The sequence below is a fragment of the Pedobacter sp. KH_004 genome (genome assembly GCF_057840755.1).
In genome coordinates this window covers 1894332-1915893 of record NZ_CM174519.1, presented here as the reverse complement: position 1 = coordinate 1915893, position 21562 = coordinate 1894332, and the positions used below count along the sequence as shown (strand labels likewise).

Annotated in this window: 21 protein-coding genes, 1 tRNA gene and 1 riboswitch; of the genes, 6 read left to right on the top strand and 16 right to left on the bottom strand. The window is 38.4% G+C overall.

Features of this window, described 5'->3' with window-relative positions:
- Positions 1-31 precede the first annotated feature (31 nt).
- Together AC3ITD_RS08200 and AC3ITD_RS08195 are read right to left on the bottom strand one after the other, a co-directional pair.
- The gene (locus AC3ITD_RS08200) at positions 32-646 is read right to left on the bottom strand and encodes an RNA polymerase sigma-70 factor (protein ID WP_489365582.1); all 615 of its coding nucleotides are present in this window, start codon (positions 644-646) and stop codon (positions 32-34) included.
- 250 nt (positions 647-896) lie between these two features.
- Positions 897-1427, bottom strand: coding sequence for a LytR/AlgR family response regulator transcription factor (locus AC3ITD_RS08195; RefSeq protein WP_489365581.1), 531 nt, complete (start codon positions 1425-1427; stop codon positions 897-899).
- A 163-nt stretch (positions 1428-1590) separates the two neighbouring features.
- Between AC3ITD_RS08195 and AC3ITD_RS08190 the strand changes: the two genes are divergently transcribed.
- Both AC3ITD_RS08190 and AC3ITD_RS08185 read left to right on the top strand, forming a co-directional pair.
- Positions 1591-2187, top strand: coding sequence for a Crp/Fnr family transcriptional regulator (locus AC3ITD_RS08190; RefSeq protein ID WP_265798709.1), 597 nt, complete (start codon positions 1591-1593; stop codon positions 2185-2187).
- A 95-nt stretch (positions 2188-2282) separates the two neighbouring features.
- Complete coding sequence (locus AC3ITD_RS08185; RefSeq protein WP_489365580.1) at positions 2283-3110, top strand: sterol desaturase family protein; 828 nt, start codon at positions 2283-2285, stop codon at positions 3108-3110.
- Positions 3111-3205: 95 nt separating this feature from the next.
- On the opposite strand, the gene AC3ITD_RS08180 is transcribed toward AC3ITD_RS08185, so the two are convergent.
- Positions 3206-4639, bottom strand: coding sequence for a SusD/RagB family nutrient-binding outer membrane lipoprotein (locus tag AC3ITD_RS08180; protein WP_489365578.1), 1434 nt, complete (start codon positions 4637-4639; stop codon positions 3206-3208).
- Positions 4640-4649: 10 nt separating this feature from the next.
- A complete protein-coding gene (locus tag AC3ITD_RS08175) occupies positions 4650-7823 on the bottom strand; it encodes a SusC/RagA family TonB-linked outer membrane protein (protein ID WP_489365576.1) in 3174 nt (1057 codons plus the stop codon).
- A 340-nt stretch (positions 7824-8163) separates the two neighbouring features.
- Positions 8164-8264, bottom strand: a riboswitch (SAM riboswitch).
- 92 nt (positions 8265-8356) lie between these two features.
- On the opposite strand from AC3ITD_RS08175, the gene AC3ITD_RS08170 reads away from it, so the two are divergent.
- Entirely contained in the window at positions 8357-9664 is a 1308-nt protein-coding gene (locus AC3ITD_RS08170) for a peroxiredoxin family protein (RefSeq protein WP_489365574.1), read from the top strand.
- Between the two features lie 141 nt (positions 9665-9805).
- Here AC3ITD_RS08170 and AC3ITD_RS08165 read toward each other — a convergent pair.
- The 5 genes from AC3ITD_RS08165 to AC3ITD_RS08145 all read right to left on the bottom strand — a co-directional run bounded on the left by AC3ITD_RS08165 (position 9806) and on the right by AC3ITD_RS08145 (position 13224).
- A tRNA-Ser gene (locus AC3ITD_RS08165) sits at positions 9806-9890 on the bottom strand.
- 95 nt (positions 9891-9985) lie between these two features.
- Positions 9986-10975, bottom strand: a complete 990-nt coding sequence (locus AC3ITD_RS08160) for a YihY/virulence factor BrkB family protein (RefSeq protein WP_489365572.1) — start codon at positions 10973-10975, stop codon at positions 9986-9988.
- 9 nt (positions 10976-10984) lie between these two features.
- A complete protein-coding gene (locus AC3ITD_RS08155) occupies positions 10985-11392 on the bottom strand; it encodes an acyl-CoA thioesterase (RefSeq protein WP_489365570.1) in 408 nt (135 codons plus the stop codon).
- Positions 11392-12447 carry an endolytic transglycosylase MltG gene (gene mltG / locus AC3ITD_RS08150; protein WP_489365568.1) on the bottom strand — a complete coding sequence of 352 codons (1056 nt, stop codon included), beginning with the start codon at positions 12445-12447 and terminating at the stop codon, positions 11392-11394. Before mltG ends, AC3ITD_RS08155 begins: the two co-directional genes overlap by 1 nt.
- A 6-nt stretch (positions 12448-12453) precedes the next feature.
- Positions 12454-13224, bottom strand: a complete 771-nt coding sequence (locus tag AC3ITD_RS08145) for a PASTA domain-containing protein (protein ID WP_489365567.1) — start codon at positions 13222-13224, stop codon at positions 12454-12456.
- Positions 13225-13437: 213 nt separating this feature from the next.
- Between AC3ITD_RS08145 and AC3ITD_RS08140 the strand changes: the two genes are divergently transcribed.
- From AC3ITD_RS08140 to AC3ITD_RS08130, 3 genes are all read left to right on the top strand, one after another.
- Positions 13438-14424, top strand: a complete 987-nt coding sequence (locus tag AC3ITD_RS08140; protein WP_489365565.1) for a D-alanine--D-alanine ligase — start codon at positions 13438-13440, stop codon at positions 14422-14424.
- A gap of 6 nt (positions 14425-14430) precedes the next feature.
- Positions 14431-15021 (top strand): Crp/Fnr family transcriptional regulator, encoded by a 591-nt coding sequence (locus tag AC3ITD_RS08135; protein ID WP_489365563.1) that lies wholly within the window; start codon positions 14431-14433, stop codon positions 15019-15021.
- An 85-nt stretch (positions 15022-15106) separates the two neighbouring features.
- Entirely contained in the window at positions 15107-15502 is a 396-nt protein-coding gene (locus AC3ITD_RS08130; RefSeq protein WP_489365561.1) for a DUF983 domain-containing protein, read from the top strand.
- A gap of 36 nt (positions 15503-15538) precedes the next feature.
- Here AC3ITD_RS08130 and AC3ITD_RS08125 read toward each other — a convergent pair whose 3' ends face one another.
- The 7 genes from AC3ITD_RS08125 to AC3ITD_RS08095 all read right to left on the bottom strand — a co-directional run bounded on the left by AC3ITD_RS08125 (position 15539) and on the right by AC3ITD_RS08095 (position 21459).
- On the bottom strand, positions 15539-16036 hold the full coding sequence (locus tag AC3ITD_RS08125) for a nuclear transport factor 2-like protein (RefSeq protein WP_489365559.1): 498 nt from the start codon (positions 16034-16036) through the stop codon (positions 15539-15541).
- Between the two features lie 102 nt (positions 16037-16138).
- A complete protein-coding gene (locus AC3ITD_RS08120) occupies positions 16139-16594 on the bottom strand; it encodes a hypothetical protein (RefSeq protein WP_489365557.1) in 456 nt (151 codons plus the stop codon).
- Positions 16595-17407: a copper homeostasis protein CutC gene (locus AC3ITD_RS08115; RefSeq protein ID WP_489365555.1), complete on the bottom strand. Its 813-nt coding sequence runs from the start codon at positions 17405-17407 to the stop codon at positions 16595-16597.
- Positions 17408-17446: 39 nt separating this feature from the next.
- Positions 17447-18349, bottom strand: a complete 903-nt coding sequence (locus AC3ITD_RS08110; RefSeq protein ID WP_489365553.1) for a YegJ family protein — start codon at positions 18347-18349, stop codon at positions 17447-17449.
- A 48-nt stretch (positions 18350-18397) separates the two neighbouring features.
- Positions 18398-19432: a glycosylasparaginase gene (locus AC3ITD_RS08105; RefSeq protein WP_489365551.1), complete on the bottom strand. Its 1035-nt coding sequence runs from the start codon at positions 19430-19432 to the stop codon at positions 18398-18400.
- Positions 19433-19487: 55 nt separating this feature from the next.
- Positions 19488-20291, bottom strand: coding sequence for a nitrilase family protein (locus AC3ITD_RS08100; protein WP_489365549.1), 804 nt, complete (start codon positions 20289-20291; stop codon positions 19488-19490).
- A gap of 22 nt (positions 20292-20313) precedes the next feature.
- A complete protein-coding gene (locus AC3ITD_RS08095) occupies positions 20314-21459 on the bottom strand; it encodes a methionine aminotransferase (protein WP_489365547.1) in 1146 nt (381 codons plus the stop codon).
- Between the last annotated feature and the right edge of the window lie 103 nt (positions 21460-21562).

The window sequence follows — 21562 nt, the reverse complement described above, 5'->3', positions numbered from 1 at the left end:
ACAGTTTCAATTTGAAAACTACTCACTACGGTTAGAAAAAAAAGGAAAGAAGCCATTGAGAAGCCACGCTACGTTTTTTCCTGTTTTGAGGGTGATAACCTAAATATAGACTCAGCGTATCCGCCAAAGATTTGACAGCTTTGTATAGCTGGTTTTCAACCGTCCTCGCCGAAATCCCCATAATTTCTGCTACAGCCTTGGTCTTTAATCCATCTTCTTTAATAAGAATAAAAATAATTCTTCGCTGTTCTGGGAGCCCAGCCACTGCTTCATCGAGCAGTTTGTATAACTCCTGATCAGCCATACCCGAATTTTCTTGATTTATGGGTTCTTCTGCAGAAGAAGAGAGGCTGAAGATCGAGTTTCTCTTTTTTTCAGCTCTAATCAGATTGAGGCAGGCATTTTTTATTGAAATGAACAAATATACTTCTGGATTGATCACCTGAGAGAGATTGTGCCGTTTGAGCCATAGTTTCACAAAGAGTTCAGATGTGATTTCTTCAGCGCCTTCCTTAGTTTTAATATATTGTTTTGCCAAACACAGTAGCTTATGGTGATATAGCATGAAAAGCTCATCGAAAGCAGCTTTGCTACCCTGCTCAATGTTTTCAAATAGCGATAAAATCTTAAGTTCTTTCTCTGACATTAACAGGCAATCTCTTGTTGTCGTATGTTTTACTAGGCACTTTGTATTAAAGACACCGATGTTTCAAGATATACTTATTCCAACAGAAAATAAATTATTTTAGAAGAAAACGATGAGGAGTCATTATATGCTGATAATAGAAACGAATAAATTATCCTTAAATGATTTATCAGCTTTAACTATTGTTTCAACAACTTCTTTCGAGAAGAGTTTTATAGTTAGATTTCTTAAGCCAGGCGAAAGCCGACCATCATCTGTTGATTGAATCAGAAACATTCTTTACGATCTGCTGATTTACCGTGTTAAGGAATCTTTTAAAGCCAATAGGTTTCACTAAAAAAGCATCTGCATTTACTTCAAATGCGGAGAGGGCATTTTCAACATGACCGCTGGTAATAATAATCGATTTTACCTGATTACGAACCATTTTTGCAATATCCAATCCTGATATCTCCATATTGATATCAAGGAATAAGATATCGGCTTTGAGTCCGCCTTGTAGGGCTTTCAAACCCGAAACTGGGTCAAGATAAAATTTAAGTAGCTCAAGTTTTGGTATCTTGGAGATATATTCTTTTAATATCTCTATCGAACTAAATTCATCATCAATAATTACACAGCTGTATCTTTTTCCGGCATCTTTCATCGTAAGAAAAAACGGGGCAAAGTATAGAATGTTTTCTGCTAACAACCAGGTGAAGTAGGGTATTAACAAATGCGTATAAAGCAGCGTATTTCTCCCGTAACTGAGAATATAAATGTCTGATGTTATGTCTTCCATCCTGATTTTTGTTTTCCTGGATTTAAGTTTGTATGCTGTTCCCGTTTAAGTGAATTGAGGATATCTGAGTGATCGCAAAAATAAGACGGGAGCGTGCGATAGCTTTTGCTAGGCTGCTATTATATTTTTATTTTAGCCATTGCTCATTACCACTATTATTTATATGAGAACATCAATTGATACCTTACAGGAATTATTGTTTGATTTAGCCGGGATTATGCCTGCGGATACCGGGCCTTTATTTGCCATGACCACTGTGGTATCGCTGGAAACAAATGAAGCCTATATCCGCGAAGGCGAAAATAGCCGCAGACTGGCTTTTATAGAACAAGGTATCATTCGGGTATACATCATTAAGGAGAATGGTGATGAAGCTACTCTTCTTCTGCGTGGCGAAGGCAAGTTTATTGCCTCACACGATACTATTATTAACCGCCAACCTTCAAGATTTATCTACCGTGCTCTTGAACCTGTAAAGTTATTACAGATTGACTATGATGTTTTGGAGGAAATTTTGAAGACACACCCGGAGTACGAACCGCTCCGAAATTTTTTTCTGATGAAAATGCTGGCGGAATCCTTAAAAATGTTGGAATCGTTTGTTACGCAATCGCCTGAGGAGCGCTACCGGGAACTTCTTACTGAGCGTTTTGACCTGGTAAACAGAGTGCCAGATAAATACATTGCCTCCATGCTCGGTATTACTCCGGTTTCTCTAAGCCGTATTCGAAAAAGAATGTATACAAAAGGCAAGCAATGACATAAATTATCTTTTGTTAAGCTGCTAAATTATCTTTTGTTAACGGCGCAAAATCTATCTGTTCTATACTTTTGAGAGACAAAAATAATATAGATATGGAAAAGATAATAGAATCCGCCGTTGGTATTTTTAGTATTTCAGCCATCCGGTATTTTGTACTTGCCGGAGTTCCTTTCATGCTGTTTTATCTCTTGATGCCTGCTAAACTGAATAAGTTTAAAATTCAGCAAAAGTCGGCAACAAAAAAAGACTTCATCCGTGAGGTATGGCATTCCATGCAGAGTACGTTTGTATTTTCAATCATCGCAGTGGTGTTAATTTTCACCCCACTTAAGCAGTACACCAGAATTTATAGTCAGATCGATGATTTCCCGGGATGGTATATCGGTGTTGCTTTGGTTTTGAGCCTCGTAATCCATGATACTTATTTTTATTGGATGCACCGACTGCTACATCATAAAAAACTTTTCAAACTTGCCCATCTGGTTCATCATAAAAGCACTAATCCGTCACCATGGACTTCTTATAGTTTCCATATACTGGAAGCCTTTACCGAAGGCTTTGTTTTGGTGCTAATTGTGATGCTGTTGCCGATGCATCCCTTAACAATATTGCTGTTTACTGTGACAGGTTTCATCATAAATGTGTACGGCCATCTTGGCTATGAAATCATGCCTAAATGGTTTCGCTTCACCCTGGCGTTTGAAGTTTTGAATACTTCAGTTCACCATAACCTGCACCACAGTAAATTTAAGGGAAACTATGGACTGTATTTCAGGTTCTGGGATAGGGTAATGGGCACCGAACATCCGGATTATGTGAAGGAATACGACCGCTTGCAGGATCAGCGCTTTGCTCGGGATCCTTTTGATAAACGAGAGTTGAAGATACAGCAAAAGGAGAAATATGAGCAGGCGCTCTAACATCAGGCTCGGAAAAATATTTTGTTACAAAAATGCCCTGGAAACATTTGGGTTTCCAGGGCAAAATTACTTTTTCAGTCTGAGATAAAGCTAGACTAATTGATATCAAACCATAATTTGGTGGTCAGCAGGTCAGCACCCTGGGTGGCCACCGCATTTTTATAGCTTTGTCCATTTAGGGATTGCTCTGTACCCGGATAAATAAAACGTACCGGAATCTGGCCATTTAGTACGGTATTCACCGAAGCGGTAAGTTGCGGGTAATCCAATCGGCGACGCTCTGCCCATGCTTCCAAACCCTGACCAAAAAGCGCAAGCCATTTTTGCTCACCGATTGATTTTTTATAATTAGCAGCATCATATTGAACTGATGCCTGCGCCAGATAAGCATTGGCTGCAGCATCTGATACACCAAATTGTTTCAGCGAAGCTATGATGCCTTGCTTGTAAAGATCTGCAGCATTTTCTGTAGTTAAGCCTCTTGCAGCAGCCTCGGCTCTATCGAAAAGTAATTCTGCATAGCTGAAAATTACGGCAGGGGATTGTGGCGCAAGAAAATAAGTTCCTGGCTTGGATGTTTTGGCAAAACCCAGGTTACTGGCTTCTGAATTGGTTAATCCATTGGGCAAACCAACATATTCTTCAGGGGTTGCGGTTTGTGTTCTGCTTGCATAAACTGGCAGGCGTGGGTCATTTAGCGAAAACAGCTTATCAACTATTGTTTTGCTAATCCGGTAATCATCACGGGTATCAAATTGTGCACTTACAGGGTTCTGTTGTGGGGAGATCTGGTAAATCAATTGGGCAATATCGGTATTATCACTGATATATTGATCGCCATCAGCCTTAATTTCATCCAATACCTGCTTTGCCTTTGCAGGTTCTCTGTCTGCAATTCTCAAAGCGATTCTTAACCGTAAAGAGTTAGTGAACTTTTTCCATTTACCAATATTTCCACCATAGATAATGTCACCTGTAATGGCTTTCCCTGCTGGATCAAGAGCATTTTTAGCATTTTTCAGATCTTCCAAGAGGCCAAAATATACGTCTTTTTGTTTATCATAAGCTGGTGTAATGAATTCGTCTAATTTTCCTGCCTGACTGTAGGGAATATCACCATAGGCATCTGTAAGCAACAGGAATGACCAGGATCTTAAAGTCAAAGCCACACCCCGGTAATTTGGATTGGCGGTGGTATTTCCAATCTCAATGATCTTGTTAAAACCGGTGATACTTTGGGAGTACAAAGTAGACCATAAAGAGATAAAACTACTGTTCGAATAAATAAAGCGATCTTCTTCGGTATACTGGACCTTTGCCCAGTGTTGCGCAAAAAGAAGACTCGAATTCATGTTGTTTGTTGTTCCCCAATAGGCATCGGCTGTGTTTTTTATCGCAGCAGTAAGCAGATAATCAGGCTGTGCATTTTCAGTAGCGTTCGGATTGATGTTTACTTCGTCGAGTTCCTTGCCGCAGGAGGCCGCTAAAATTGAAACGAAAGCAGTGATATATAGGAATTTATTTTTCATGTGGATAGGATTAAAATTTAATATTCAAGTTAATGCCATAGCTGCGGGTTGTTGGGTTGGAAAGGCTCTCAAGCCCCTGGCCATTACCAGTGTTAAAGGCTACCTCCGGATCGATATCGGCTACATTGCGGTGCAGTATCGCCAGGTTTCTACCTACTAGTGATACCGATACGCCTTGCAGACTTAACGGACGTATCCATTTCGAGGGTAGGTTATAACTTAGTTTAATTTCGCGGAGTTTGACGTAAGAGGCATCAAATATATTGGCCTCATCAATGGTGCGAAACGACTTGTAATAGGTTTGTGCAGAAAGTATTTTCTCATTGCGTTTCCCATCAGCCGTTACCCCATCGAAAATCATTCCGTCATCGTAAACCGTTACACCGGCAGGCGCCGTAGCACCATCAGCCAGTCTTACCGTTCCATTTGCTTTCACATTTCCCGGATAATAATAGGAAATTCCGCCAAATTCTGCTGCTCTGCCTGGCAGGGTAGAGGCCAGCACACCTGTATAGGTTCCTGTTGCATAGGTGCCGTTGTAAATTGAGCCGCCAAAGCTGGCATCAATCAACACGCCCAAACTAATACCCTTATAGGTGAAGGTATTGGATATGCCGCCTATCCAATCTGGTGTATATTTACCCAGAACCCTTTTGGTAGGATCAGTCTGTGGAGCTCCTGTTGCATTGACAATGATATTTCCACTGCCATCTCTTAAAAAAGCGTTACCGAAAAGCGTTCCATAAGGTTGGCCGACAGCTGCGATGACTTGAGCAGAGTTTGTTGCCACGACATAGTTTTGCAACAGCCCAGCTTGATCTAGCTCGATAACCTTACTTCTGTTCGCTGCATAATTCACATCAATATCCCAGGTCAGCTGCTTTCTGATAGGAGTAACCCCCAATTGTACTTCCACGCCTTTATTGTTGATTTTTCCTGCATTTAATAATTTGGACCTAAATCCGGTACTTTGACTAACATCCACACTTAAAATCTGGTCGTAGCTATTGGTATTGTATAAACTTACATCAAAACGAAGGCGCTTGTTGAACAACACAGCTTCTGCTCCTAATTCAGATGAGGTAGTGGTTTCAGGTTTCAGATCAGGATTCAAATCTGTGGCCGAAGGGCTGAGTTGAGGATTGCTCCCAAAAGGGGCACTGAAAGAATAAGTGTTAATCAGGCGATATGGATCGGCATCCTTACCTACTTTTGACCAACCTCCACGGATTTTAGCATAATCGAGCACCTCGCTCTTGATATCAAAAGCCTCTGTCAGCACAAGGCTTCCATTAAAGGAAGGGTAAAAATAAGATCTGTTCTGGGCCGGCAATGTTGATGACCAGTCGTTACGGGCCGTTACATTTGCAAAAAGGTAATTCCTAAATCCAATTTGCGCCGATGCATAACCACTGTAGGATTTCAATTTACTATAATTATTTGAAGAGGTAAGCGGATCTCTGGAATTGTTCAAAGTGTATAAGCCAGCGACAGCAAGCCTCGGTGCACTCTGATCATTTTGTTCGATATATCTCGAACGTATATTCGTTCCCAACAAAGCTTCCACGCTGAAATCATCATTAAGCTGTTTAGTGTAGTTCAAGGTTGCATCGGTATTGCTTTCGTTCACGGTAAAAGCACTTTCGGTATAGGAGCCAAAGGGAGTTCCATTGGTACCATATGCAATCTTGATCTTACGACGATCATTATAATAGTCTGTTCCCGAACGGAAGTTAAAGTTAAGACCGTCAGTAATTTTATAATTCAGGCCAATGTTTCCGATAATCCTGTTCCGGTTTTGGGATACTGTATTTTCATAGGCCACCCAGTACGGATTACTGTAGTAACTGTTGTTCCAGTTGAAAGTGTTTCCGTTTTCATCCCGGTAGTTTTTCAATTGATTAATGTCTACCTGTCTGCCAAACCAGGTAAACTGAAGCATGGTACTGGTCGACCTGGAACCGCCTGTTCCTGGTAAGTTGTCAGAACCAAGTTTACTGTAATTTGCATTTGCTGTTAGAGTTAGCTTTGGCGTAATCCGTAGGGTGGTGTTCAGAGCAAACGAATTTTTATCCTGCCCGGAGTTAGGCACCACACCAACCTGTTTTAGATTGTTGTAGGATAATCGGTAATCAAATTTCTCTCCTGCATCTTCAACGGCAATGCCATTGGAAAGAGAATAACCAGTTTCAAAAAAATCACGAACATTATCTGGATTGGCTACAAATGGAACGGCTACTCCTTTTGAAAAAAACTGGGGAATCAGCCTGCCATCCATTCTCGGGCCCCAGCTTTCATCAACACCGTCATTCGTTCCGGCACCCTTGCCATCTACATAGCTAAACTTGCCTTCTGATCCCTGACCAAAAACATCCTGGTACTTTGGCAGTGTAAGTAAACTTTCAATAACCCCATTGGAGTTAAAACTGACCCCCAAACCCTTTTTCGATTTTCCGGATTTTGTTTTGATAATAACTACTCCGGCCGCTGCCCTTGAGCCGTACAAAGCCGCTGCGTTAGGGCCTTTAAGCACACTGATCGATTCTATATCATTTGGATTGATATCGGAAATTGTATTTGCGTAATCTCTCGCGCCAGCGGAATTGAGCTGCGAATTATCCACGGGTATACCATCCACTACAAAAAGTGGTTGGTTATTGCCAGAAATAGAAGTCTCTCCTCTAATCACTATGCGGGAAGAACCCATATCGCCCTGGCTATTGGTCACCCTCACGCCGGCAACCTTACCCGCCAGCGCATTTACCAGGTTGCTTTCCCTCGCTTCAGTCAAGCTCTCACCTTTGAGCTCCTGTACGGCATAACCGAGCGATTTTTTTTGTCTCGAGATACCCAGAGCGGTAACCACAACTTCATCCAAAGCATTATCCGCATCATTTAAAACTACGTTGAGCACCTGTGTATCGCCAGATACTTCCACTTCTTTAGTGGCGAAGCCGATATAAGAAAATACCAATGTGCTTTTGCCAGTTACCGTAATGGTAAAACTGCCGGCACCATTACTTGTTACTGCCTGTTTGGTACCTTTTACAAAAATGGAAACACCGGGCAGAGTTTCTCCTGATGAACTTTTAACCGTGCCTGATATGGAGATGTTTTGTGCACGTACGAATGGGGAAAGCAATAGCAGAAATAATATTGCCGGAAGCTTAATCTTGTTGAACATAATAGATATTGTTGATGATTAATTAAGGGATGATGTCGCGAAATTTAGGCAAAGCTCTTCCACTCCGCTTTTGACGAATTTTTAACACACTGATAATGAAAATTTAAGTTTTTGTGGTATTTGCTGACTTTAGTCTATACAAATACCCGTTCGCATTCGGTCTCTTTTATTTAGGTTTGAAATGAATGCGTAAATTGATTTTTGCTCGTTAGTTTTTTCCATTTAATTTATTTTTCTGATAGATCAACACTTATCAATTGTAGCAATCCGCTTATAAAAAAAGCACTCCTATAAATCAGGAGTGCTCTCATATTCATCAACAATGATTTGGCCTTCAACTGACTTAACTATCCCAGACTTTCCGGGATGGAATTAGCACCATACCTAAGGCTGGTTGCTAAGGTTTCACAGGGCCATTCCCTCCACCTTTCTTGATAAGTATTTTAAAATAACTGGCGCAAAGATAATAGAAAAATCATATTGTCTAGTAATTCTATAGATTTTGTTGAAATATTTTTTTCTTAAGGCTAATCATGCCTACATTTGCGCTGTTAATTGATCAACATCCCATGAAAATAAAATATATTTTAATAGTTGTAGCGGGACTTTTCCTACAGAATACATCAGCGCAATCAAAAAATGAAATCAAAAGCAATAGTGTCGGATCTCCGAAATCTTTTCAGGCAGATGGAATCTGGAGAGGTGTCTTTAATCTCAAACCCGGTGTTGAAGTACCATTTAATTTTGAAATTAAAAATAGAAACGGTGATCAACCCTTTCTCAGCTTTTTAAATGCCGATGAGCGCTTCGACGGGGGAGTTGTAAAAAGGAAAGGAGATTCATTGTTGATTAACCTGGATCAGTTCGACAATGTTCTTGCTTTTAAAATCCAGAAAGATTCACTTGTCGGCGTATTGAAGAGACAGGATGGATCTGGAAAACCACTGCCCGTGTATGCCAGTAAAGCAAAGCAATATCGTTTTGCAACCAGTGGTCAGGCACCAGATGCAGATTTTTCTGGAAAATACGATATTGTTTTTCAGTCACAGAATGGCAAAAGTGAAAATGCGGTAGGACTTTTTAAGCAGGCCGGAAATAAAATTACAGGTACATTTCTCCGCATTACCGGCGATTCCCGCTATCTTGAAGGCAGTGTTGAAGGAAACCATTTTTACCTTTCCGGTTTCATCGGTTCGAGTCCTGCTTACTACAAAGGCACATTTTCAAAAGACGGTAAAATTGTGGGAGAAGTAGTGAGTGCAAGGGGGAATACGCCCTTCACCGGAACTCAAAATCAAAATGCGGCTCTCCCGGATGCGACCAAATTAACTTTTTTAAAAGAAGGGTATAAAACGCTCGACTTTTCGCTTCCGGATGTTAATGGAAAGAAGATCTCGTTAAAGGATGAGAAATTTAAAAATAAAGTTGTGATCCTGACGATTACCGGAACCTGGTGCCCTAATTGTGTAGATGAGGCAGCATTCATCGCTCCATGGTACAAGGAAAATCGCAGTCGTGGCGTTGAAGTTATTGGCATTCATTATGAGCGGCAATTGGATTCGGCTTATGTAATAAAAGCATTAGGAAGATTCCGCGATAAGTTCGGCATTGAATATGATCAGGTGATTGCTGGCAAACCGGATAAAAAACAGGTTGCAGAATCACTTCCCGGATTAAGTAATTTCCTTTCTTTTCCGACGATGATCATCATAGATAAAAATGGAAATGTTGCTCAGATCCATACAGGTTATAGTGGACCAGCAACGGGAAAATACTACACTGATTTCGTCAAAGCATTTAATGATGAAATTGATGGATTGTTGTCAAAAAAACTGCTGTAGAAGAGGCTCTAACAAGAAATTAGTTTGTTTAGAGGTCCTTTTCCTAACATTCGATTTCATAAATATTTCGAATACTTTGAAAAACAAAAAAGCCCGCTATCTTAGGATTTGCGGGCTTTTGAAATTTTGATATTAAATCTGCGGAAAGCGAGGGATTCGAACCCCCGGACCTGTTACAGTCAACAGTTTTCAAGACTGCCGCATTCGACCACTCTGCCAGCTTTCCGGAGGCAAAAGTACAAACTCCGGTTAAATCTGCAAATTAAGAATGCATTTTTTTTATATTAAATTGATAATTGCTTAACGCAGAGGTAGAAAAATTTATTTTTTTTGGATATTTCCTTCGATTGGATCAGATTTTTTGAACAAATTGAAAGTAGGTCTTATTATTTTAACGCTGCGTTTACTTACATCAACGCTTGCATTTAATTCAAAACCGATTAATAAAATGAGAGAGTTTAGATATAACCAGATCATCACCACGATTAGGGTTCCGATAGATCCGTAAACTTTGTTGTACGATGCAAAATGATTAATGTAGTAGGAGAATCCCCAAATGGTTAAAAAAGCTAAAATAGTTGCCAGCCACGAGCCGGCACTAAATAACTTCCACTTTTTCGTATGTGAAGGTCCATATCTGTACAAAATTGAAATGGTGATGAAATACAAAATGGCCAACAATGCCCATCTTGTAAATTGAATGGCAAAAACTGCCAGGCTATCCTTGATGTGTAATTCGCCTTTAATGTAATTTAATGCCACTTCGCCTATTGCCATGGCACTAATACAAATAATAATAGACAAACATATTACTGTGGTTAAAATAAACGCTATTAATCTTTGCTTCAACCAGCCTCTGGTTTCTATAATGAGTGAAGATTTATTAAAGGCCTTCATTAAGTTTTTAACACCATTGGTGGCAAAAAATATAGCCGATAGAAAACCAAGAGACAACAAACCTGTATTTTGATTTTTGACAATATCTTTCAATGTTGACTCAAAAGCATCGTAAGCATTGTGAGGTAAAACCAGCTCAATTAAACTTAGCAATTGGTCTTGGAAACCATTAATTGGAATGAAAGGGATTAACGTAAAAAGGAAAATTATTCCAGGGAATATGGCTAGCATGAAACTGTAAGCCAAAGATGAAGCTTTGTTCACCAACGTATCTTTACCAATTTCCCTAAAAAAAAATGTTGCAACGGTGTAGAGTGGCAGTGGGCTAAACCCAGGCAATACACATCCTTTGGTCCATTCGATAAAATTAGAATAGATTTTAAGATGTAGCAATTGCCGATGTAACCATTCCATTTGTTTTTTCTAAAAATACTGTTTCACACTGTCCATAAAATTCTGGGGTGGGTGGCAAGGTCTTCTGGTTTGTTTGTCAACAAAAACAAGCACAGTTTTTCCAATGTTGATTAACTCTTCCTTTTCATTATAGATTTCGTACTCTACTTTTAAACGTACTGTTGGCAAATCTTTTACAATACATTTAACGGTAAGCAACTGATTGTATAAAGCAGGTTTCAAAAACTTAGATTGGAGCTCTAATAGAGGAAGCATTACACCTTCCGCCTCCATCGATTCGTAGGTAATGCCAGAACACGCTTCAAAACACTCTGTTCTAGCTAATTCATAATACAAAGCATAGTTTGCATGATGAACAACTCCCATTTGATCCGTTTCGGCATAACGTACTTTTACTTTTGTTTCATGTACAAACATTACCTGAAGATATTTCTTTTATTTAAGGCGTCACGATATTTTTTTGCATTAATTTCATGCTCTGTTTTAGTTTCTGCAAAGTTATGATAGCCAGAAAAATCTTCCTTCGCACACATATAAATGTATTTGTTTTCATTGCGATTTAAAACGGCATCAATAGCATTAATACTAGGCATCATAATGGGCCCTGGAGGTAAACCTGCATATTTATAAGTGTTATATAATGATTGCACCTGTAATAATTTTCCCGTAACGCGTTTCACCGTGAAATCATCATTTGCAAAAATAACAGTAGGATCGGCCTGCAATAAAATCCCTTTATTTAAACGGTTGAGATATAAACCAGCAATGATGGGCATTTCTTTATCGTAAAGTGCTTCTGCATCTACAATCGAAGCCAACGTGTAAACTTGCGCAGGACTTAGGTTCAAACTTGCAGCTTTTTGTTTACGCTCTGCGGTCCAGAATTTATCGTATTCATTATGCATGCGTTCCAAAAAATCGGTAGGCTTAATATTCCAGTACATCTCATAAGTATTCGGGATGAACATGGTATAGATATTATCCTTATTGAAACCGTATTTGCTAATCAATGCAGCAGAATCCAAAACGTTTATAAAACTGAGGGAATCGGCTTCTAAATTACTGGCTAAATAGGCGGCAAAATTCTCTTTCTTACGAATATTTTGAAATTTCAGTTTAACAGGTTCCTGATTTCCAGCTTTAATTAAATTGATTAACGTTCTGTTAGTCATCCCTTTTTTCAACCGGTAACGACCAGGTTTTAAGTTGGCAGGTAAATTCATCTTCCCAGCAGCAGTAGCAAATGAAGAGGCGCTATTCAAGATATCTCTTTTCTTGATTTCGAATAGAAGCTCGTCATAACTTTCACCGGTTTTAATGTATAGATATTTTTGGTTCTCGGTTACATTGGGGGCAAAGTAAAGCCTATAAAAATTTAAGGCAAAATAACCTGCAATCAAAACAATGACTACAGCTATGGCAATAACAGCTTTTTTACCGGTACTCGTTTTCTTTTTTTCTACTTCGATCATTGTATCTTATTGTTCTTTATTCGAAAGCGTAATGTTAATTCGTGTTCCGATAGCTACTTTTGTTACCGAATCGGCTGGCATGGGGTCTTGTTTGGTAATCACTGCATTTGCACTGTCGATAATATTGCCCTCATAAATAATATCCCCCAAACTTAAGTTCGATCCTTTTAAGCTAAACTTAGCCTCATCAACAGTTAAGCCTACCAATTGCGGCACATCTACTTCCTGACTTCCTCTACCATCTCCCAATACCAAATTGATTCTCGATCCTACAGGGATAATATCGCCGGCTGCAATGGCAGAGCCACCGAACGAAGCTTCTAAAACTACATCTTTACTCACGTCCGGTTTGTAAGTAGTATCACCAAGTTTTAATCTGGAACTTTCAATGATAGCCTGTGCTTCTCTGAGTGTTTTAAAAGCAATATCAGGAAATTTTGTGTTAGGCGTTTTACCTGCGTTTATAGTCAAATAAATAGTTCTGTTGTCCTTAACAAAGGTGTTAGGGTCAGGATCTTGGTCGATTACAATCCCGGCAGGCTGATCCAGGATAAAAACAGAATCTACCTCGTATTTTAAACCTACATCTTCCAGTTTTTTTACCGCTTGATCAAATGATAATCCCTTAACCATTGGTACATTTAATCCCTGACCGTGTTTGGTATAATACCTTAAACTGAAAAAAGCAATAAGTAGTAGTAAAACCACTGTGATAATGGCAGCTAAAATATTGTTTCTAAAGCTTTTGGTTTTTAAATAATCTATAAATTTAGACATGAATCTTTAATTCTGGGGTTAAGCGTATAAACTCAAATGTAGTTAATTTAATTTTCGAAAGCATTTTGCAAACAATCGGGTTCATTGCTTTGAGCAAATATAATACCATCAATCATCAATTCTCTGGATCAAAATTAAACAATGCGCAAAGATATTTATATTTTTGATGATATAATTACGATCAAATTCTATTTACAAATAAGGATTTTAAAGATGAAGAAAACTATTGCGTTGTTAACAGGCGGTACCACAGGCGAATGGGTTGTTTCTGTAAAAAGTGCAGCAACTATTGCTCAAAATATCGATACCGATTTGTTTGATGTTTATAAAATAATGTTAAACGATAAGGGATGGTTTTACGAACCTGCAGATTCCGTTAAAATAGATATTGATAAAAATGATTTCTCTCTAATGTTGGAGGGTCGTAAAATTAAATTTGACGGCGTATTCATTGCCATACACGGATCGCCGGGAGAGGACGGGAAACTGCAGGGATATTTCGATATGTTGGGAATACCTTACACCACTTGCGATGCCTTAACTTCATCAATAACGATGAATAAAGGTTATACAAAAGCAATTGTGGAGGGCATCGATGATTTATGTACTGCAAAATCTATTCAGCTTTTTAAGAATGGAAATTATAACATCAACCAAATCAAGGAAAACTTAAGGTTACCCTATTTTGTAAAACCAAATAGTGGTGGAAGTAGTATCGGAATGAGCAAGGTGAAACATGCTGATGATCTGGAAACGGCACTTGAAAAAGCATTCGCCGAAGATACACAAGTGCTAATAGAAGAATTTGTGAGCGGCAGGGAATTTTCGATCGGTGTGTATAGCGCTAAAGGCGAAATCACGGTTTTACCTACTACAGAAGTGATTCCAGCAAACGAATTTTTTGATTTTGAAGCCAAATATACGCCAGGCGCAACTCAGGAAATCACGCCAGGAAATATGAACGAAGAAGAATATGATCGAGTTCATCAAATCGTAAAAAGCGTTTATTCAAAATTAAATTGTAGGGGAGTAGTGCGGATCGATTATTTTTTGGAAAACGAAACAGGAAATTTTTATTTTATTGAAATCAACACTATTCCGGGGCAAACTGCTACCAGTTTTATTCCGCAACAGGTTGCTGCCATGGGCATATCGTTGAAGCAGTTTTACACTAATTTAATGAAAGAAACATTGGGTTAGTGCTTCATGAATATTCAACAACTTATTGATGACGGTTTTGCAATAAAGGTCTATCCGAAAGATGCACCTATTTATGAACCAGGAATGTTACCACGATATGTATATTTTATTAAATCTGGCGAAGTTAGGATGGTCACGGTAAGCGAAGATGGGAAGGAATTTATTCAGGGGATTTTTAAAACGGGACAATATTTTGGTGAACCTGCTCTAATCATAAATAGGAAGTATTTAGCTTACACCATTGCAAATAAACAATCGGAGATTATTCTGGTTGGAAGGAAGCAATTTTTCGACTTAATTGAAACGACACCGGGCTTCGGCATCAACCTTATTCAAACGCTAAGCAACAGGTTGTTTTACAAATCAATGATGCTGGAAGAACTGGCCAATGAAAAAGCAGAACACCGGTTATTAACCGTCATAAATTACCTTCTAAACGATATTGAAGTTGGTGATAGTTTGAAAGTAACCAGACAAGATCTAGCCGATATGACTGGCTTGAGGGTAGAAACGGTTATAAGAGAAATCAAAGCACTGTCCGGCAAAGGATTAATTGAAGTTAAGCGGGGAAAGATCATTCGCCCTAATAAAAAATAGGTTCGCAATCTAATTTCAAAACATGATGTAGATCATAATTTGCATATTTATTAAAATGTAAATTTGTACATTAATAATATTCAATATGGCAGAGTTATCTAAATTTCAGGCATTTATAAATTGTAAATGCCCTCGTTGCCGACAAGGTGATATATTTACCGGAAGCGCTTACTCGTTTAAGTTGCAAAAAACAAATATCAACTGCCCGGTTTGTAACTTAAAATTTGAGCGTGAGCCTGGTTTTTTTTATGTCGCAATGTTTGTGAGCTACGCTATGAATGTAGCTGAGATTATTACTATTGGAGTTGCAGCCTATGTTTTAGGTCTAGAACTTATTTATGAAAACCTCTGGTATTATGTTGGCGTAATTTTATTTGGCGTGTTTTTATGCTCTCCTATAAACTATAGATATTCAAGAGTAATTTTACTCCATTATTTAACACCGGGTTTGCATTATGTTCCCGGAAGCGGAAATAAATAGTCATAAAAAAGCTCCAATTTTTTTGGAGCTTTTTTGTTACATTTTCATAGGGTGCGGCACATATTCTGATAAACCTTGTACCTTCCCATCTTTAATTTTGAAATCGTTATACAATTGAATGGTATCGATTTTTCCATCTTTTGTGGCAGTTACTTGTTTATACCATAAGCTCACCCATTCTTCTGTCTTGTCTTTATTGATTACAGATGCCATATCCTCCATCTCAATTTTGAAGCTGCTCATTTTGGCAAATTCTCCTTGGATTTGATCTAGAAACTGTGTTTTCGTTCTTTTAAATTTGTAGCCATCCAAATTAAACCAAACACTATCTGCAAGCAGTTTCCCCATCGCAGTAGTATCCATATTTTCAAAAGATTTAATCGTACTAAGGGCAATGACACCATTTTTACTGTCTTTATTCTTTCCCCACCCTTGTTCTTTCTTAAAGGTATAGGGATATTTCATAGTGTCTGCTGAGTCAGCTTCAGTAGTTTTTGCGTCTTTATTTTGGCATGCTGCAATAAATAAAGCCATTAACAATAGAGATGAGATTTTTTTATAACAAATTAATTTAGGTATTTAAAATATACTAAATATCTGAACTAAATGATTGAAATTGAATTTTGTAAAACAGTATTACACTTTTGCAATAGAATATTTCATTCTGATTAAACTAACCAACACATTAATAAGAGGAAGGGTTTGAATGACAATGAAAGTCAGTATAATTTGGTTCAGCTTCTTCTGATGATTCAATATATAATCCATCGATCCAGCATCAGTCATTTCTATTAATGCTAATGATTTGTGGAATGAATGGCTAATCCACACGGCAAAAAATGGTAATACTATTGATAGTATGATATGTAGCCATGTTAAGAGTTTGATGGAAAAATATTTCTTTAGATACTTATAAAGTATGGCGAATATGAGCAGAAGCCCACAAACGAATGTCACAATCAATGTGTAATCAATAAAAAAATAAGTGTCGGCTAAATTGATTTCTGTCTTTTGATCTACAAAAACAATCGAAATTAAATATAGCAATGCTGCATACAATAAAACTTTATATGGTTTAAAACTTGCTGCCATTTAATTTCTGTTGATTTCGTCAACCAGCTCTTTCACTTTCTTCACTGAAGTTAATTCGTATTGATATTCGTCTGCAATGCTTCCCATTTTTGTTTCTGTGTTACGAAATTGCATTTTGCTAGGTACATAACTTTTGCATGAAGCGTGGAACTGTTTCGCCCCGGAACTTTGGATTAACTCCTGAATATTAGTGATGTTAATTCCCGCTCCGGGCATAATCGAAATTCTGCCATTTGCTTGTTTAACTAAATTTGCCAAAGTTTCTGCACCCGCCATCGCTGATGTAACGCCACCCGAAGAAAGCACACGGACAATTCGCAGATCAATTAAATCCTCCAGTGCCTGGTGCATATCGTTACACATATCAAAAGCCCTATGGAAAGCCACGGGAAGCGGATTAGCCAGGGCAATTAGTTCGCTGCATCTTTCCTTATCAATGCTTCCATCAGGTTGAAGTATTCCAATCACAACACCATCACAACCTAATGATTTACAAATTTTTATATCTTCTTTCATTAATTCAAACTCGAAGTCAGAATAGAAAAAATCGCCTCCGCGAGGGCGGATGATTGGCCAGATTTCAATTTGCAGAGTTTTTTTGGCAAAAGCAATTTGAGCATAACTAGGTGTTGTGCCACCTTCGGCAAGGTTATCACACAATTCTACTCTTATTGCACCACCAAGTTGTGCGTTAAATGCCGATTCGTATCCGTTAGCACAAACTTCAAGACCCCAAATGTCTACAGGGTGATTTGAAAATTCATTTTTAAACTCATCAATTCCTGAAATGGAACTTGAATTTATATCGTTCATAATAAGTGTCAATTTATTTAGGTGAGCAAAAAATGTCTGCTAGTCCTCTTGTTGTTCCCCATCAGCAGGTTTGGTGCTTACTGGCCCTAATACTTTCCATCCATTGGATGATTTGTAAGTACTCAGCTGTTGAAAAGATTTTCCGTTATCCGGATACCAGCATATTTCTGTGATGATCCAATGCGTTTCACTTACTTTCTGTCTTTCTGGGAAAGCGTTTTTAATTTGCGAAAAATCGGGAAAAACGTGTTCTTCGATGCCTTTGATAAAGGACAACTTTAAAACCTCAGCCGTTTTTTCGATGATTTCTTCGTCAAGTTCAATATTTATTCCACCAAGCATAGTTCTTGCTTCTTCATAAAAATCTTTACAATCAATGGCAGCGTCTATATCTTTGTTACTGTATGCTTTTTCAAGAGATAGGATTGCGCCTTCGGGTGTGTCTCTATTAATTTTGAAGTAATCAACGCCTTCATCTATATATAAACCGATACTCTGATCAAATGCAGGCTGTTCATTTGCTGGAATACCTTCTCGAATTGCCCGAATGGTGTAGCCGCCGATTAGCTTTTCACCTTCGATTATCATCCAATCAGAAATCAAATCACGCTCAATTCCAATTTTCTGATTTAGCTTTACCGTGCTCACATCAACAGGTTCATTTCCAACCGTACCATACAAATTTCCTTCGGCATCAAAATGTGGATCAATTAACCAGATGTGTTCACCCTTATCACCATCAACAATCTTCACTTTAATAGAGAAATACGCTTGTTCAGGTTTTGGATTTTCTAAGCTGTCTTCGAAGTACCAAAGTGTTAAATTGGCCTTTTCAATGGCCCAGTTCATGCGCTCATCTTCATTAGCCACATAAACCAAATCAGGTTCGCCTTTACGTTCCTCGACATTCTTTCTGCCGAATATTTTAGAGAGTAATCCCATAATATATTTTTAGATTTATAATATTTGTTTTGGGATGATTTTAAATTGTTAGTAATAGCTTTTTCCTTTGATTAACAAATCTTGCTTTTCGGCGTTGCAAACCGCATAACTAAATCCTTGCTGAATAGCGTAAGCGCCATATTCACCTTTTTTATTTATGGCCAGGAACCCTACCTGAATATTTTTTGCAGTCTCGGGTTTCTTTTTGATAATACGCATCACGGCCTCTTTACAAGCGGCTTCGGGTGTGTAACCCTGTCGCATTAACTCAACCACCAAAAAAGAACCAACATTTCTTACTACTTCTTCTCCAACACCTGTTGAAGTGGCACCCCCAACCTCATTATCTACATAGAGGCCAGCTCCAATAATCGGGCTATCGCCAATTCTACCATGTAATTTATAAGCCATGCCGCTTGTTGTGCAGGCACCAGAAATATTGCCTTTGCTGTCAATGGCCAACATTCCAATGGTATCGTGATTGTACTGGTTTCCTGGTAATTTTTGTGGTGCTGCCTTTTCGTACAGCATATTTTCGATATTCATTACTGGCTCGTACTTCGCCGTCTTTAACCAATCTTTCCAGGCCTTTTCGCCCGATGGGGTAAGCAAATTTTCTTTTTTAAAACCTTGCTCCAAAGCAAACTGTAAAGCACCATCACCAGCGAGCATTACATGAGGCGTTTTTTCCATAACTTTTCTAGCAACAGAAATTGGATGTTTGATATGCTCCAGTGCTAAAACAGCTCCACAGTTGCCATTTTCGTCCATAATACAAGCGTCGAGCGTTACTTTGCCATCTCTATCGGGCAAGCCACCATAACCTACAGATTGATTTTTTTCATCGGCCTCTGGTACCCAAACGCCCTGTTCTACTGCGTCTAATGCTTTGCCACCTTTAGATAATACCTTCCAGGCATCAGCATTTGCTGCAATTCCAAAATCCCAGGTCGAGATTACAATAGGGAGATTAGCAACTTTATCTTTATGAGACGGAATGGCATCAGCCATGCTGGTTTTATCGAGAACGAGTAAACCTGCAGAAAGGGTAGATGCTTTTATAAATTTGCGACGGTTGAACATGTTGAGGTTAATTATTAATGATTGATTTTTGACGAGTTATTTTTTTGTAAACTAATTAACTAATAGAAAATTGATCAGCGTCCTTTAGGAAAGGAAATTGCCTTCTAATTTTTACCAATTCCTCATAATTAATGGTTACCGTATACATGTCTTCATCCTCTGGTTTGTAATATACGGTGCTGCCATAAGGATCGATTACCATGGAATGTCCGCCGTGATAAATCTGATTTCCATCATGACCAACACGGTTAACGCCAATTACATAACTTTGATTTTCAATGGCTCGAGCCGGAATTAATGCCCTCCAGTGGGCCGAACGTTTATCTGGCCAGCTGGCCACAATAAGTAATATATCATATTCCTCATTAACGTTGCGTAACCAAACAGGGAACCGCAAATCGTAGCAAACCGCTAATCTAATTTTCCAGCCCTTAAGTTCAACAATAAGTTTATCCTTGCCAGCAGTAAAATTTTTATCCTCTTCGCCTAAACCAAATAAATGCCGCTTATCATAATATTTATAATCGCCATTCTGTTCCATCCAAATTAACCTATTATAGTAATTTCCATTCTCTTTAATGATAAGACTTCCCGTAATCACACAATTGTATTGATAGGCTGTTTTTTGCATCCATTGCATGGTAAAACCGTCCATTTCCTCGGCCAGGGCCTCCGAGTTCATGCTAAAACCACTATTAAACATTTCGGGTAAAATGATTAAATCGGTTTTTTCCCGAACGCCCATTGATAATCTCAGGGCAAGGTTTTGAAGGTTTTTTTCGATGTTTTCCCAAAATAGATAAGCCTGGAAAATAGTGATTTTCAGGTTTTCTATTTGAGTGTAAACAGGTGTATCCATATATGTTTATTTTACGGGATGATTAAACATTTTTTAACTTTTCTGCAGCCGAAGCTAGCGTAGCATTTTCTTTTGCAAAACAAAATCTAATAATCTTGTGATCGGTTGATTTTTGATAGAACGCTGAAACAGGGATGGTGGCAACGCCAAACTCCTTAATTAGCCTCATGCTGAAATCTACATCCTTTTCATCGCTGATATTATTATAACTTACACATTGAAAATAGGAACCGTTGCAAGGAAGTAACTGCAATCGGCTAGAAGCCAGTAGCTTTCTAAAGTAATCTCTCTTTTCCTGAAAAAATTTGCCAATACCTAAATAATGTTGGGGTTTTTGAAGGTAGTTAGCGATAGCTTGTTGCATAGGGCTATTAACGCTGAAAACATTAAATTGGTGTACTTTCCTGAATTCTTTTGTAAGTACCTCGGGCGCTAAGCAGTAACCTAATTTCCAGCCGGTAGCATGTAAAAGTTTACCGAAAGACGCGATAACGAAGCTCCGCTCACGCAATTCCGGAAAAAGCATTACGCTTTGATGTTTCTGCCCATCATAAATTAAATGTTCATAAACCTCGTCGCTCAAAATCAGAATATCCGTTCCGTTAATTAATTTGATCAACGATTTCATATCATCCGCTGATAAAATGCTGCCAGTTGGATTATGAGGCGAATTTAAAATAATCATTCTGGTACTCGAAGTGAACAGCTTCTTCACCATTTCCCAATCAATAGTATAATTAGGTGGATCCAGTTCGTAAGTTTTTACTAATCCTCCCAAGAGTTTAATAGTAGGAGCATAGCTGTCATAAGCGGGCTCAAAAATAATTACCTCATCACCAGTATTGATTATTGCTGCAAGCGCAGTAAATATAGCTTGCGTACCGCCAGCGGTAACGGTTATTTCTGTATCAGGGTTATATTTAATATTGTATAGGGTCTCGACTTTTTCAGCAATAGTTTCTTTAAGTAAATTATTGCCAGGCATTGGGGCATATTGGTTGAAACCATCTTTCATAGCTTTGTTAACCAAGTCTGTCAGTTCTGGGTCGCAAGTATAATCAGGAAAACCTTGTGATAAATTAATGGCATTATGTTCCGCTGCAAGTTTAGACATTACCGAGAAAATGGTAGTGCTTACACCAGGAAGTTTCGATTGTATATTCAACATGTTATAAGCGAAAATAGTAAAAAAAACATTAACTGTGTTAAATGGTATAGGGTAGGTAAAACTTAAAACCTTTGATTGGTGTCATCAAACGTTTCCGATAATA

What these genes read in the sequence shown, in the direction of transcription:
- AC3ITD_RS08100 (WP_489365549.1), bottom strand. Translation starts at nt 20,291, where the DNA reads ATGGATACACCTGTTTACACTCAAATAGAAAACCTGAAAATCACTATT.
- AC3ITD_RS08145 (WP_489365567.1), bottom strand. Translation starts at nt 13,224, where the DNA reads ATGTCTAAATTTATAGATTATTTAAAAACCAAAAGCTTTAGAAACAAT.
- AC3ITD_RS08185 (WP_489365580.1), top strand. Translation starts at nt 2,283, where the DNA reads ATGGAAAAGATAATAGAATCCGCCGTTGGTATTTTTAGTATTTCAGCC.
- AC3ITD_RS08155 (WP_489365570.1), bottom strand. Translation starts at nt 11,392, where the DNA reads ATGTTTGTACATGAAACAAAAGTAAAAGTACGTTATGCCGAAACGGAT.
- AC3ITD_RS08195 (WP_489365581.1), bottom strand. Translation starts at nt 1,427, where the DNA reads ATGGAAGACATAACATCAGACATTTATATTCTCAGTTACGGGAGAAAT.
- AC3ITD_RS08200 (WP_489365582.1), bottom strand. Translation starts at nt 646, where the DNA reads ATGTCAGAGAAAGAACTTAAGATTTTATCGCTATTTGAAAACATTGAG.
- AC3ITD_RS08135 (WP_489365563.1), top strand. Translation starts at nt 14,431, where the DNA reads ATGAATATTCAACAACTTATTGATGACGGTTTTGCAATAAAGGTCTAT.
- AC3ITD_RS08105 (WP_489365551.1), bottom strand. Translation starts at nt 19,432, where the DNA reads ATGTTCAACCGTCGCAAATTTATAAAAGCATCTACCCTTTCTGCAGGT.
- AC3ITD_RS08180 (WP_489365578.1), bottom strand. Translation starts at nt 4,639, where the DNA reads ATGAAAAATAAATTCCTATATATCACTGCTTTCGTTTCAATTTTAGCG.
- AC3ITD_RS08140 (WP_489365565.1), top strand. Translation starts at nt 13,438, where the DNA reads ATGAAGAAAACTATTGCGTTGTTAACAGGCGGTACCACAGGCGAATGG.
- AC3ITD_RS08190 (WP_265798709.1), top strand. Translation starts at nt 1,591, where the DNA reads ATGAGAACATCAATTGATACCTTACAGGAATTATTGTTTGATTTAGCC.
- AC3ITD_RS08130 (WP_489365561.1), top strand. Translation starts at nt 15,107, where the DNA reads ATGGCAGAGTTATCTAAATTTCAGGCATTTATAAATTGTAAATGCCCT.
- AC3ITD_RS08160 (WP_489365572.1), bottom strand. Translation starts at nt 10,975, where the DNA reads ATGGAATGGTTACATCGGCAATTGCTACATCTTAAAATCTATTCTAAT.
- AC3ITD_RS08125 (WP_489365559.1), bottom strand. Translation starts at nt 16,036, where the DNA reads ATGGCTTTATTTATTGCAGCATGCCAAAATAAAGACGCAAAAACTACT.
- AC3ITD_RS08095 (WP_489365547.1), bottom strand. Translation starts at nt 21,459, where the DNA reads ATGTTGAATATACAATCGAAACTTCCTGGTGTAAGCACTACCATTTTC.
- AC3ITD_RS08110 (WP_489365553.1), bottom strand. Translation starts at nt 18,349, where the DNA reads ATGGGATTACTCTCTAAAATATTCGGCAGAAAGAATGTCGAGGAACGT.
- AC3ITD_RS08115 (WP_489365555.1), bottom strand. Translation starts at nt 17,407, where the DNA reads ATGAACGATATAAATTCAAGTTCCATTTCAGGAATTGATGAGTTTAAA.
- mltG (WP_489365568.1), bottom strand. Translation starts at nt 12,447, where the DNA reads ATGATCGAAGTAGAAAAAAAGAAAACGAGTACCGGTAAAAAAGCTGTT.
- AC3ITD_RS08170 (WP_489365574.1), top strand. Translation starts at nt 8,357, where the DNA reads ATGCCTACATTTGCGCTGTTAATTGATCAACATCCCATGAAAATAAAA.
- AC3ITD_RS08175 (WP_489365576.1), bottom strand. Translation starts at nt 7,823, where the DNA reads ATGTTCAACAAGATTAAGCTTCCGGCAATATTATTTCTGCTATTGCTT.
- AC3ITD_RS08120 (WP_489365557.1), bottom strand. Translation starts at nt 16,594, where the DNA reads ATGGCAGCAAGTTTTAAACCATATAAAGTTTTATTGTATGCAGCATTG.